The sequence below is a fragment of the Ferrimonas gelatinilytica genome, assembly GCF_039544205.1.
GTDB classification, from domain to species: Bacteria; Pseudomonadota; Gammaproteobacteria; order Enterobacterales; family Shewanellaceae; genus Ferrimonas; species Ferrimonas gelatinilytica.
Genome location: NZ_BAABLF010000026.1, coordinates 42,637 through 56,149, shown reverse-complemented (window position 1 = coordinate 56,149; position 13,513 = coordinate 42,637). Strand labels below are relative to the sequence as shown.

The following is a 13,513-nucleotide window of genomic DNA, read 5'->3' as shown; positions in this document are numbered from 1 at the left end:
TTACCTGTCATGGTATAACCACGTCAGACCCCACGGGAGCTTGGATAGAAAACCACCAGTCAGCCGACTTGGTGTGAACAACGTGTTGGAAGTCTACAACTAGGAACTAGGAACTAGGAACTAGGAACTAGGAACGTTTTGATCAAAGGACAACGGATGACATTTGAACTGGAACCCCAGGGGCGCTGGCTGACGGGAGCGCACCACTGCTTCTCCCCTTTCCAGGGGGCGCGCCCCGAGGGGATGGCGATCGATGCGCTGGTGATCCACAACATCACTCTGCCGCCGGGCCTGTTTGGCGCGCCCTATATCGGCCAGCTGTTTCTTGGCTGTGTGCAGCCGGACTTTCCGGTGCTCAAACAGGTAGAGGGGCTTGAGGTCTCTGCCCATCTTCTGATCCGCAGGGACGGTCGCCTGGTCCAGTTCGTTCCTTTTGACCGGCGCGCCTGGCATGCGGGGCGCAGCGAGTACGGCGGGCGCCGCAACTGGAACGACTTCTCCATCGGTATCGAGCTGGAGGGGTGTGACCATACCCCCTATGAAGATATTCAATATCAGTCACTTATTGGCGTGACTCGGGCCCTGATGAGAGCGTATCCTCAGATCACTCGTACGCGGATCCTGGGACACTGCGACATCGCCCCAGGACGTAAAACCGATCCCGGTCCGGCCTTTGACTGGGACAGATTCTTTCGTCAGCTGGAGCTTTAGAATGGCCCTGTTCACCTTGCTTTTCGTGTTGCTAATGGAACGCACCCAGTTGCTGGGGAAACGACTGCAGTTTGAGCGTTTCATGGCCAGCTATCGGCGCTGGATGTTTGATGACAGGGCCCTGAAGAATCCGCTAAAGATGCTGTTCGTGTTGTTACTGCCGGCGGTGGTGGTGGCCCTGCTGGCAAAGTGGCTCACGGGGACGCTTTTCGGTTTGCCCCACCTGCTGCTCTGGATCGTGGTGGGCCTGCTGGTGTTTGGTCACCGTGCGCTGCGGGATCGCTTCCGCCACTACCTGATGGCAGCCAATCGCAACGACAGCCAGGCCTGCTATCACACCCTGGAAACGCTGGATCACGCGGCCAGCGAGGCGGCGGACTCGCCGCAAACCCTTGGTGTGCAGATGGGGCAGGTTGCCGCCTGGCTGAACTACCGCTATTACGCTGCGGTGGCACTCTACTTCGTTGCCTTCGGTCCGGCGGCGGCGCTCTTCTACTCCACCGTCCGGGGCTACCACGATCATTTTGCCCGCGAGCAGATCCGCCGTCCCTTGGTCGTCCCCCTGATGCACCTGCTGGACTGGGTGCCGGCCCGATTGGTGGCACTGGGCTTTGCCCTCTCCGGCCACTTCAGCAAGGCGATGGCAGTACTTTTGCCCCGGCTGTTCGATCCTCTCTGTCCCGCCCGACAACTGATCACCGAGGTGGCGCTGGCGGCGGAGGAGACGCCTGAGCCGGGGGAGGAGGACGCCCCGATCAGCGTTCAACCCACGGTGGCGCTGTTGAAATTGGCCAAGCGCAACCTGGTCCTGCTGCTGGTGGTGGTCTCTGTGTTGACCATTTTGGGCATTGTGCACTGAATTTTCGGTTTCTCTCTCTTATATTACCCGTCCCTTTGCATTGGTCTGACCAATCCTCTTGCCCCTACGCAGTCATGCCGTTTGAGCGCCATCAAACACTTTGCTGAAGTGTGATGGCGCTCAAAATGGTTGATCCTGTTGTGTGCGCTCTGCTACATTCCGTCGCAGGTTTTAATGGTCATACCAATTAACACAAATCGTTAACATTCGAGAGCTTGCCTCATGGCCTACCAACGAATTAGTCAGCCGAAACTGTCCGACGTCATTGTCAAAGAACTGGAGAAGATGGTTCTTGAAGGCAGCCTGAAGCCGGGACAGAAACTCCCACCCGAGCGGGAGTTGGCGGTTCAGTTTGAAGTTTCCCGTCCCTCCCTGCGTGAAGCGATCCAGAAGCTGGAAGCCAAAGGTGTCCTGACCCGCCGCCAAGGTGGCGGAACCTACGTCAAACAGCAGCTCTGGAACAGCCTGTCGGATCCCCTGGTGGAACTGTTGGCCAACAACCCGGAATCCCAGTACGACCTGCTTGAGTTTCGTCATGCGACGGAGGGGATGATGGCGTTTTACGCCGCCGAGCGCGGCACGGATGCGGATCATGCCCAGATGCGGCGCAAGGTGGACGCCATCAAGCAGGCCCAGGGCAACACCGAAGAGGAAGCCAAGGCGATCGTCGACTTTTACTGTTCGGTGGCGGAAGCCTCCCACAACGTGGCGATGCTGCACCTGGTTCTCAGCCTGGCGCCCTTGCTGCAGCGCAACGTCGCGGAAAACCTGGAACTGCTCTACCGTCGGGAGGGGTCCTCGGAAGTGGCCAATACCCATCGGGAAGCCCTGGTTAATGCCATTTTGCAGCGTCAGCCTGAGGCGGCCCGCAAGGCCTCCAATGACCACCTGGCTTACATCGAAGAAGTTACGCTGGAGGTGCGTCGCGAAGACAGCCGCCAGCGCCGCAGTTTACGAAGAATGCGCAGCGATCTGAGCTGATCGAAGCGCGCCAATCGTCGCTTTCGAGGCGGCAGCACTATTTAGGAAAAATGTCATGTCAAACACCTTTGGTCACGACGTCGATAAACAGGAAACTCAAGAGTGGCTTGAGGCCCTGACTGCGGTGATGCAGGAAGATGGCGTCGAACGTGCCCAGTTTCTGCTTGAGCAACTGATTGAAAAAGCTCGCCTCGATGGCGTCGATCTCCCTACCGGGATCAACACCAACTACCTCAATACCATCGCTCCGGCGAATGAGCCTGCCTACCCGGGTGACCTGAGCCTGGAGCGCCGGATCCGCTCCATCATCCGCTGGAACGCCATCATGATCGTCCTGCGGGCATCGAAAAAGGATCTGGATCTGGGCGGCCACATGGCCTCCTACCAGTCCGCCGCGGCGTTCTACGAGGTGGGTTTCAACCACCTGTTCCGCGCCCCCAATGAGAAGGATGGCGGTGACCTGGTCTACTACCAGGGCCACATCTCCCCCGGTATCTACGCCCGTGCCTTCCTGGAGGGACGCCTGACCGAACAGCAGCTGGACAACTTCCGCCAGGAGGTGGATGGCGAGGGGATCTCCTCCTATCCGCACCCCAAGCTGATGCCCACCTTCTGGCAGTTCCCCACCGTCTCCATGGGACTGGGCCCTATCAGCGCCATCTACCAGGCCCGTTTCCTCAAGTACCTCAACGGCCGCGGCCTCAAGGATACCAGTGAGCAGCGTGTCTACGCCTACCTGGGTGACGGCGAGATGGACGAGCCGGAATCCCGCGGTGCCATCACCTTCGCCGCCCGTGAAGGCCTGGATAACCTCTGTTTCCTGATCAACTGCAACCTGCAGCGCCTGGACGGCCCGGTGATGGGTAACGGTAAGATCATCCAGGAGCTGGAGGGACTGTTTAAGGGTGCCGGCTGGAACGTGGTTAAGGTGGTTTGGGGCAACGGCTGGGACAAGCTGTTGGCCAAGGATACCTCCGGCAAGCTGCTGCAGCTGATGAACGAAACCGTGGACGGCGACTACCAGACCTACAAGGCCAAAGACGGCGCCTACGTTCGTGCGAACTTCTTCGGTCGCTACCCGGAAACCGCTGCCCTGGTCGCGGACATGACCGACGAAGAGATCTTCGCCCTGCAGCGGGGTGGTCACTCCCCCTCCAAGCTCTACGCCGCCTACATGAACGCTAAGAACACCAAGGGCAAGCCCACGGTGATCCTGGCCAAGACCGTCAAAGGCTACGGCATGGGCGAAGCCGCGGAGGGCAAGAACATCGCCCACCAGGTCAAGAAGATGGACCTGACCCATGTACACCAGCTGCGTGATCGCCTCGGCCTGCAGGAGCTGGTCAGCGACGACCAGATCAAAGATCTTCCCTACCTCAAGCTCGAGGAGGGCAGCCCGGAGCATCGCTACCTGCATGCCCGTCGCGAAGCCCTGCACGGCTACACGCCTCAGCGCCTGCCCAACTTTACCCAGCCGCTGACGCTGCCGGTACTCTCCAGCTTCCAGGGGCTGCTGGAAGCCCAGAAGCGGGAGATCTCCACCACCATGGCGTTCGTCCGTGCCCTTAACATCCTGCTCAAGGATAAAGGTATCGGTAAAAACGTGGTCCCCATCATCGCCGACGAAGCGCGTACCTTCGGCATGGAGGGGCTGTTCCGCCAGATCGGGATCTACAACCCCAAGGGGCAGCACTACACCCCGCAGGATCGCGACGTGGTCTCCTACTACAAGGAGTCCACCAGTGGGCAGGTACTGCAGGAGGGGATCAACGAACTGGGGGCGATGAGCTCCTGGGTGGCTGCGGCGACCTCCTACAGCACTAACGATCTGCCGATGATCCCCTTCTATATCTACTACTCCATGTTCGGCTTCCAACGTGTGGGCGACATGGCGTGGATGGCGGGGGATCAGCAGGCCCGCGGTTTCCTGCTGGGCGCCACCGCCGGCCGGACCACCCTCAACGGCGAAGGCTTGCAGCACGAGGATGGCCACAGCCATGTGCTGGCCAACACCGTGCCTAACTGCATCAGCTACGACCCCACCTTCGCGTACGAAGTGGCGGTGATCCTGCAGCATGGTATTGAGCGCATGTACGGCCCGGAGCAGGAGAACATCTTCTACTACCTGACCCTGATGAACGAGAACTATGCCCAGCCGGCGATGCCGGAAGGGGCAGAGGAGGGGATCCGCAAGGGGATCTACAAGCTGGAAAGCCACGCCGGCAGCAAGGGCAAGGTTCAGCTGCTCTCCTCCGGTACCATCATGATGCAGGTGCGCGAGGCGGCCGAGATCCTGGCGAAAGAGTACGGCATCGGCTCCGATATCTACTCCGTAACCTCTTTCAACGAGCTGACCCGGGATGGTCAGGACGTGGCGCGCTGGAACATGCTGCACCCGACAGAGGCCCCTCGCGTCCCCTACCTGACTCAGGTACTGGGCGAAGCACCGGCCATCGCCGCCACCGATTACATGAAGAACTACGCCGAACAGGCCCGGGCCTTTGTACCTGCGGTCAGCTACAAGGTGCTGGGCACCGACGGCTTTGGTCGCTCAGACAGCCGTGCCAACCTGCGTCGTCACTTTGAAGTAAACGCCCACTACGTTGTGGTGGCGGCACTGCATGAACTGGCACAACGGGGCGAGCTGGACAGCAGCGTCGTGGCCGATGCCATCGCCAAGTTCAATATCGACGCCGATAAGATCAATCCGCTTTACGCATGAGGGGCTGCCTGACTATGTCTATTGAAATCCATGTACCGGACATCGGTGCCGATGAAGTTGAAGTGACCGAGATCCTGGTGGCCGTTGGCGACAAGATCGAGCAGGAACAGTCCCTGATCACCGTGGAGGGCGACAAGGCCTCCATGGAGGTTCCCGCCAGTGAGGCCGGCATCGTCAAGGAGATCAAGGTTTCCGTTGGGGACAGCGTCTCCACCGGCTCCCTGATCATGGTGTTTGACGCCGAAGAGGGCGCACAGAGCGATAAGCAAAGCGAGAGCGCCCCCCAGGCTGAAGAAGACACTTCTACAACCTCGGCGGCTTCCGTGGAAACCGTGACCGTACCGGACATCGGCGGTGACGAAGTGGAGGTGACCGAAATCCTGGTGGCGGTGGGCGACACCGTGACCGAGGAGCAGTCGCTGATCACCGTGGAGGGCGACAAGGCCTCCATGGAAGTGCCTGCCCCCTTCGCCGGCGTGGTGAAGTCCATCGATATCGCCGCGGGCGACAAGGTGACGACGGGCAGCGCCATCATGACCTTCGAGGTCTCCGGTGGTGCCACCGCCGAGGCGCCGGCTAAGCCCGCTCCCGCCGAGCAGCCCTCTGCGGCTTCTGTGGAAACCGTGTCCGTACCGGACATCGGTGGTGACGAGGTGGAAGTGACCGAGGTCCTGGTGGCGGTGGGCGACACCGTGACCGAGGAGCAGTCGCTGATCACCGTAGAGGGCGACAAGGCCTCTATGGAGGTGCCAGCGCCTTTCGCCGGCGTGGTGAAGTCCATCGATATCGCCGCTGGCGACAAGGTGACGACGGGCAGCGCCATCATGACCTTCGAAGTGGCCGGTGAAGCACCTGCCGCTCCCGCGCCTGCCGCATCAGAAGAGGCTGCTAAGCCCGAGGGCAAGATGCCGCACCCGGCTCCGGTAGCCTCCGAGCAGGTGGCGCACACCGAAGCGGGCACCGGCTTTATTGAGAACAGCGCTTACGCCTATGCCACACCGGTGATCCGCCGTCTGGCCCGCGAGTTTGGGGTGGATCTCTCCAAGGTGAAGGGAACCGGCCGTAAGCAGCGGATCCTCAAAGAGGATGTGCAGAGCTACGTGAAGGGTGCCCTGGCCCAGGTACAGTCCGGTGCCGTTGCCCCGGCAGGGAAAAATGGCGGTGGGCTGGACCTGATCCCCTGGCCCAAGGTGGACTTCGCCAAGTTTGGCGAAGTGGAGGTTAAGCCGCTCTCCAAGATCAAGAAGATCTCCGGTGCCAACCTGGCCCGTAACTGGGCGATGATCCCCCACGTGACCCAGTTCGACGAGGCGGACATCACCGACGTCGAAGCCTTCCGGAAGGAGCAGAACGTCGTGGTGGCCAAGCAGGAGCTGGGCTTTAAGATCACCCCACTGGTGTTCATCCTCAAAGCGGTGGCCAAAACCCTGGCGGACCTGCCCCAGTTCAACAGCTCCCTCTCCGAGGATGGCCAGAGCGTCGTGCTGAAGAAGTACATCAACATCGGCGTGGCGGTGGATACCCCCAATGGCCTGGTGGTTCCCGTAGTTCGCGATGTGAACAAGAAGGGGATCTACGAGCTCTCCGAAGAGCTGATGGCGATCTCCAAGAAGGCACGAGGCGGCAAGCTGACCGCCGGCGACATGCAGGGTGGCTGTTTCACCATCTCCAGCCTGGGTGGCATCGGCGGCACCGCCTTTACCCCCATCGTCAATGCGCCGGAGGTGGCTATCCTGGGGGTCTCCAAGTCGGAGATGAAGCCGGTCTGGAATGGCAAGGAGTTCATTCCTCGTCTGATGCTCCCGCTCTCACTCTCTTACGATCACCGGGTGATCGACGGGGCCGATGGCGCGCGCTTCAGCAGTACCCTGGCGGGATACCTGAGCGACATCCGTAAGCTGACCCTGTAAGGCCTGGCTGACAACACCGCCCCAGCCGACGATGACAATGTGATCAGGCTGGGGCTAGTTACTTGAATTACATAGCTAATGTCACCTGAAGGGGATTCTTTGTGATCCGCCTTCTGTTCCTGGCAAGGGGGGCGTACAATGCCGATGCCCCGAAAGGAATGCAGAATAATCAGAGGAATAACATGAGCAACGAGATCAAGACTCAGGTCGTCGTACTCGGCGCCGGACCGGCAGGCTACTCCGCAGCGTTTCGCGCCGCTGATCTGGGCCTGGACACCGTCATCATCGAACGTTACAGCACCCTGGGTGGGGTTTGTCTGAATGTTGGGTGCATCCCCTCCAAGGCCCTGCTGCACATGGCCAAGGTGATCGACGAAGCCAAGATGGTGTCGAAACATGGGGTCAGCTTCGGTGAGCCGACCATCGACCTGGATAAGATCCGCGACTACAAAGAGGGCGTGATCGGCCAGTTAACCGGTGGGCTCGGGGGCATGGCCAAGATGCGCAAGGTCAAGGTCGTCAACGGCAAGGGCCAGTTTGCCAGCGCCAACAGCATCGACGTCACCGACGCCGATGGTAAGGTCACCACCGTCAAGTTCGACAACGCCATCATTGCCGCAGGCTCTCGCCCCATCGAACTGCCGTTTATTCCCCATGAAGATCCCCGCATCTGGGACTCCACCGATGCGCTGGAACTGCGTGAGATCCCTAAGCGTCTGCTGATCATGGGGGGGGGGATCATCGGCCTGGAGATGGGCACCGTTTACCACGCTCTGGGCAGTGACGTCGAAGTGGTGGAGATGCTGGACCAGGTTATCCCCGCCGCCGATAAGGATGTGATCCGCCCCTTCACCAAAAAGATGGGCAAGAAGTTCAAGTTCATGCTGGAAACCAAGGTGACTGCCGTGGACGCCAAGGAGGACGGGATCTACGTCTCCATGGAGGGCAAGAAAGCCCCGGCAGAACCGCAGCGGTATGATGCCGTCCTGGTGGCCATCGGTCGTGCGCCAAACGGCAAGTTGGTTGCGGCAGAAAACGCCGGCGTGAATGTCGATGAGCGCGGCTTTATCAACGTGGATAAGCAGCTGCGTACCAACGTACCTCATATCTACGCCATCGGTGATATCGTTGGTCAGCCGATGCTGGCACACAAAGGTGTGCATGAAGGGCACGTGGCCGCCGAGGTGATTGCGGGCATGAAGCACTACTTCGATCCCAAGGTAATCCCCTCCATCGCTTACACCGATCCGGAAGTGGCCTGGGTGGGCCTGACCGAGAAGGAAGCCAAGGCGCAGGGCATTAACTACGAGACTGCCACCTTCCCCTGGGCGGCCAGCGGCCGTGCCATCGCTTCCGACTGTGCCGATGGCATGACCAAGCTGATCTTCGACAAGGAGAGCCACCGGGTGATCGGCGGTGCGGTTGTCGGAACCAACGCCGGCGAGCTGCTGGGCGAGATCGGTCTGGCTATCGAGATGGGTTGTGATGCGGAAGATCTGGCGCTGACCATCCACGCTCACCCCACCCTGCACGAGTCCGTTGGCTTGGCGGCGGAGGTGTACGAGGGCAGCATCACGGATCTGCCCAACCCCAAGGCCAAGAAGAAGAAGTGATCCCGGCCTAGGGAGCGCGTGTTGTTAGAAAGGCGACCCTCGGGGTCGCCTTTTTTGTTGGGTGAAACGGATCGATTTTTGACGTAAGTTACCTCCTAACACTGACAAAACAATGGATTGTTGTGACGAAACGGTTTTGGGGCGCCTGGGTCGGGCTATGGGCCCTCCTGCTGAGTCTGTCGGTCGAGGCGTCTGCCTATCGCCTCTTTGGTGTCCAGGAGGGACTCGAAAATCAGACAGTATGGTCACTGGCCGAGGATGGCAGTGGCCTGCTTTGGGTGGGCACGGAGGATGGGCTCTACCGCCTTGGGGATCGCATCAGCCGGCGGGTTGACCGGCAGAACGGTCAACGCCTGCTGGATAACTCCCTGATCCAGGCACTCCTGCCCCTTTCCGGGCAACGCTTACTGATCAGCACCAGTACCAGTCTGGTGATTTACCATGTCGACGAAAACCGGATGGTGCCGTTGGCCCAGCGCTTTCCTGAGCTGGGCGCTGGGGCGGACACCCGCGATTTTTATCAGAGTGCGGACGGCGACGTCTGGTTTGCTACCGAAGATGGCCGGCTCTATCGACTGGCCTCGGATCTCTCCTCTTTAACACAGGTGGGTCTCCTCCCGAACGAAGGGCGCTGGCGCCAGGTCTGGTGGGATCCCGATGGGGATCTCTGGGTGCTGGGTCAGTACCAACTGTGGAAGGTCAATATCACCACTGGTGCCCTGGTCGAGTCACATTGGGATTCGGCAACGGGCACCCTTTACCGGATGCAGGCATCGGACAGCGGGGGACTCTGGATCGCCAGCAGCCGTGGCCTGTTTCAACTGGACCTGGCAACGCAGAAGCTGACCGCCTCACCGATCCTGGAGGAGGAGGTGTGGGATATCCAGCGAGACCCAACTGGAGCCCTTTGGCTGCTCGGTCGCGGCAAGTTGTGGCGTTGGCACAGCGGCGACAGGGAGCCCCAACTGCAGTCTACCCCATGGGGAGGCCGGTTCCGCACTGCCTCGGCGGACCAGATGCTGGTGGACAGCCGCCAGCGGATCTGGCTGGGTAGCCGCAATGAGGGGGTCCTGGGTTTTCGCCCACTGGCCCCCTTTGTTCGCGAACTGTACCAGCAGAGTCTTTGGCCACAGATGGGCAGTGAGACGGTCTGGCACCTCTACGCCGACGAGGATGAACGGTATATGGCCACTACCGGCGGGGTTCAGTGGTTTCATCCCAAGAGTGGCCGCCACGGTCAGATCTCCCTGCCGGGCCTGACCCAGACCGGGGAAGCCTGGTCCCTACTGCCGCAGGGCACCCATACCCTACTGGTGGGGACGACCCGTGGCCTCTACCAGATCGACCGGAGAACCCACAGGGCAGAGCCACTGAATCCCGGTGGGCTGGCCGATTTTGACAAGCGCATCGTTTACGCCATGGTGTCCGACGGGGATGGGATCTGGCTGCTGACCGATACCTTCACCTACCTGTGGCAGCCGAACGGTGATCGGTTAACGCGGCTCGAGATGGAGGGGCAACCGGTACTGGGTGCCCGAAACGTACAGCGCGACAGGCAGGGAAGGCTCTGGATCGGCGGGGAGGACCTCCTGGGCTATTGGGACCGCCAGGGGCAGTTCCATTCGATACTGGCCGGTCTGCCGGAGGCGTCACGGCAACACACCATCAGCATGATCCTGCCTATCTCCGAAGACCAGGTGCTGTTTGGCAGCTTTGGCCGGGGCCTCTGGCAGTACAGTGACCGTTCCGGTGAGATGACGGAGCTGGGCAAGCACTGGGGCCTGCAGTGCGATAACCCCAACTTTGGTACCCTCTGGCAGCAACAGCAGTTGCTGTTGGGCTGTGATCGCTACCTCTACCGGATCGATCTTCGTCGAAATGTCACCATCGGACTGGACCAGTTTGATGGGCTGGCGGTGAGCCGTTTCAATGAAGGAGCGCTGTTTAATGCACCGGGACTCGGTGTGTTCATCGGCAGCGTGCGGGGTGCGGTGCTGCTGGCGCCTGACCAATTTACCGCGACCAAAAGCACCGAGCAGGCCTTGATTGAATCGGTGACAGTCCACTACGACGGAGGAGAGCGTGAGCTTATCCTTCAGCCAGAGGCGGGTAATATCCCGGTGCGAGCGGACTACCACATGGTCTCGTTGCAGTTCGCCAGCAACCGGCTGCTGGACCCCACGCCGAAAGCGTTCGAGTACCGCCTCAGCCGTGAGGGCCACAGAGGAGAGCGACTCCCGCTACCCCATCACGGCAACTTGATCTTCAGCCGCCTGCCGCCCGGTCACTATGGTCTGGAGCTGTTTGGCACACGCCAGGGACTCAAAGATCCCCTGTCGACCCAGGTTCAGTTCACGGTAGAAGCCTATTGGTGGCAGCTGGCGAGCGTGCGCTGGGGCGGCAGCGTGTTGCTGCTCTTGCTGCTTTGGGCCATTGTCCGCCGCTGGCAGCGTCGGGAAGCCACCAGTCGAGCGGCCCTGGAAGCCTTGGACCAAAGTCAGCGTGAACTGGAGCTGGCGTTGGCTGCCAGTGGTGCCAATACCTGGCATTGGCGCAGCAGCGACAACCGGCTGCTGGCCCGGGATGGCCAGCGTCTGTTTGGCCCGGATGCGGAGGAGGCCGAGCTTGCCCTCGGGCATCTGCAGATCCACCCGGCTGACCATCAAGCGGTGCGCAGGGCCTGGCTGTCCCACATCAACGGCGAGAGCGATCGCTACGAGGCAAGGTACCGGCAGGCGGACTTCAGTGGTCAGTGGCGCTGGATCTGGGCCTTCGGGCAGGCGGTCAGCCGGGATCCAAGCAGTGGCAAAGCCTTGACCATGGCGGGACTCTACAAAGACATCACCCACAGCCGCCAGATCGAGCAGGAGCATTCGCTCTTTGCCCAGGCGTTCGAGCATGCGGCGGAGGGGGCGCTGATCCTGGATCCCGACTGGCAGGTTCAGGTATGTAACCCGGCGGCGGTCAGCCTGCTACAAACGACGGCCTCCGCCCTGATTGGCGTCCCCTTTGAGCAGTTTTGGGACAGTAAGTCCAAGATTACGCCGTCAGAGCTGCAGCAGAGGGATACGCCCTGGCAGGGTGAGATTCTGCTTCGCAGTGCCGAGGGGGAGACGCTGTCGCTGTTTTTGAATATCAGCACCATGATCACCGAGGGGCAGAGGTACAGCGTCCTGATGTTCGCCGATATCTCTGAGCGCAAGCGAGCGGAGCGAGACCTGGCCCGTCTGGCCAATTTTGATCCTCTTACCGGGTTAGCCAACCGCACCCACTTCAGTCGTCACCTTGGGGAGGTGCTGGAACACAACCGGCTGCTGGGCCAAACGGCAGCGCTGATGTTCCTCGACCTGGATCGCTTCAAGCAGATCAATGACACCTATGGCCACGGCGCCGGTGACTCCCTGCTGGTGGAGGCGGCCAGGCGGCTTCAGGCGCTTCAGGGCACGCGCCGGGGCCTGTGCCGATTCGGGGGAGACGAGTTCCTGGTTCTGGTCTCCTGTTACGAGCAGCGGGCGGAACTGGTGGCGCTGGCGCAGCGGATCCTGGACAGCCTGTCACAACCTTTCGAGGTCAACGGGCATGTCTTCTACCTCTCCACCAGTGTCGGGATAGCCTGTTGGCCGGGGGATGCAAAGCAGCCGGAAACCCTGATCAAGCACGCCGATCTGGCCATGTACAGAGCGAAGGAGAAGGGCCGGGGACAGTACTGCTTCTATGTCAGCAGACAGAGTGACGAGGCGGGCAACCTGCTTCAGATGGACTACCAGTTACGTCAGGCGATGCAGCAGAACCGGTTAGAGATGTACTACCAGCCTATCGCAGATACCGGGAGTCGAAAGGTGGTCGGGTTTGAAGCCCTGCTGCGCTGTTTTGAGCCGGGCACGGAGTCCACGCCCATCGACCGCTTTATCGACCTGGCGGAGTCCAATGGCTTTATTATCACGCTGGATCGTTGGGCGCTGCAGCGGGCCTGTGAAGAGTTTTCCCGCTGGAGCCTGGGCCGTGAGGTGGTGCTCTCTGTCAATGTGTCGGCGGCCCATTTTCACCAGTCTGACCTGGTCAGTTTCATCGACGGGGTGCTGCGTCGGACCGGATTGGCGCCGCGCCAACTCTGCCTGGAGATCACCGAGCGGGTGCTGATGCGCCAAATGGGCCTTGCCCGTCGCCAACTGCAGGCGTTGCGGCGGCTGGGTGTGCAGGTGGCCATCGACGATTTTGGTACCGGTTACTCCAGCCTGGCCTACCTGAGCCAGCTGGAGGTGGATCACCTGAAGATTGATCGCTCCTTTACCAAGGTGATGACCGAGGATGAGACTCATGCTGCCATTGTTCGTACCATCATCGGACTGGGTCAGAACCTGGGCATGACGGTGGTCGCCGAGGGGGTGGAAAACAACGCGCAGTTGGCTTTCCTCAAAGAGCAGGGCTGTCAGCGGGTTCAGGGATTTCTTCTGGCGCGACCTATGAGTGCCGAAGCCTGTTACCAGTGGCTGCACTCGCCCGTAACGCCAGCCCGGGAGGCGCTGGCAAGCGCCTGGAGTGACTAGAAAAAGTGCCGTCCGTGTCTATTCTTTACAGACTCGATGGCGGCAAGCATTTTGGCCTCGGGAGTCGATATTTTCGAGTGTCAGGATGACAAGTTGTGAAGGGGCATCAATCGCAAAATGCCGTCATATGCTTGTCTTCGTAAAAAATGCAGTCCAAGATGCTGCGCAAT

At 60.5% G+C, this 13,513-nt stretch carries 7 protein-coding genes; all 7 read left to right on the top strand.

Features of this window, described 5'->3' with window-relative positions; all coding sequences use genetic code 11:
- The first annotated feature begins 156 nt into the window (after positions 1–156).
- Entirely contained in the window at positions 157–711 is a 555-nt protein-coding gene (ampD, locus tag ABD997_RS12945; RefSeq protein WP_345317509.1) for a 1,6-anhydro-N-acetylmuramyl-L-alanine amidase AmpD, read from the top strand.
- A 1-nt stretch (position 712) separates the two neighbouring features.
- A complete protein-coding gene (gene ampE, locus ABD997_RS12940; RefSeq protein ID WP_345317507.1) occupies positions 713–1,570 on the top strand; it encodes a beta-lactamase regulator AmpE in 858 nt (285 codons plus the stop codon).
- 222 nt (positions 1,571–1,792) lie between these two features.
- The gene (pdhR, locus tag ABD997_RS12935) at positions 1,793–2,551 is read left to right on the top strand and encodes a pyruvate dehydrogenase complex transcriptional repressor PdhR (RefSeq protein WP_345317505.1); all 759 of its coding nucleotides are present in this window, start codon (positions 1,793–1,795) and stop codon (positions 2,549–2,551) included.
- A gap of 55 nt (positions 2,552–2,606) precedes the next feature.
- Positions 2,607–5,273 carry a pyruvate dehydrogenase (acetyl-transferring), homodimeric type gene (aceE, locus tag ABD997_RS12930; protein ID WP_345317503.1) on the top strand — a complete coding sequence of 889 codons (2,667 nt, stop codon included), beginning with the start codon at positions 2,607–2,609 and terminating at the stop codon, positions 5,271–5,273.
- Between the two features lie 14 nt (positions 5,274–5,287).
- The gene (gene aceF, locus ABD997_RS12925) at positions 5,288–7,183 is read left to right on the top strand and encodes a pyruvate dehydrogenase complex dihydrolipoyllysine-residue acetyltransferase (RefSeq protein ID WP_345317502.1); all 1,896 of its coding nucleotides are present in this window, start codon (positions 5,288–5,290) and stop codon (positions 7,181–7,183) included.
- Positions 7,184–7,365: 182 nt separating this feature from the next.
- Entirely contained in the window at positions 7,366–8,796 is a 1,431-nt protein-coding gene (gene lpdA / locus ABD997_RS12920) for a dihydrolipoyl dehydrogenase (protein ID WP_345317501.1), read from the top strand.
- 122 nt (positions 8,797–8,918) lie between these two features.
- Positions 8,919–13,343 carry an EAL domain-containing protein gene (locus ABD997_RS12915; RefSeq protein WP_345317499.1) on the top strand — a complete coding sequence of 1,475 codons (4,425 nt, stop codon included), beginning with the start codon at positions 8,919–8,921 and terminating at the stop codon, positions 13,341–13,343.
- The last annotated feature ends 170 nt before the right edge of the window (positions 13,344–13,513 follow it).

Bases quoted from the DNA above. Each gene is read 5' to 3' on its own strand.
- pdhR (WP_345317505.1), top strand. From the start codon at position 1,793: ATGGCCTACCAACGAATTAGTCAGCCGAAACTGTCCGACGTCATTGTC.
- aceF (WP_345317502.1), top strand. From the start codon at position 5,288: ATGTCTATTGAAATCCATGTACCGGACATCGGTGCCGATGAAGTTGAA.
- ampD (WP_345317509.1), top strand. From the start codon at position 157: ATGACATTTGAACTGGAACCCCAGGGGCGCTGGCTGACGGGAGCGCAC.
- aceE (WP_345317503.1), top strand. From the start codon at position 2,607: ATGTCAAACACCTTTGGTCACGACGTCGATAAACAGGAAACTCAAGAG.
- lpdA (WP_345317501.1), top strand. From the start codon at position 7,366: ATGAGCAACGAGATCAAGACTCAGGTCGTCGTACTCGGCGCCGGACCG.
- ampE (WP_345317507.1), top strand. From the start codon at position 713: ATGGCCCTGTTCACCTTGCTTTTCGTGTTGCTAATGGAACGCACCCAG.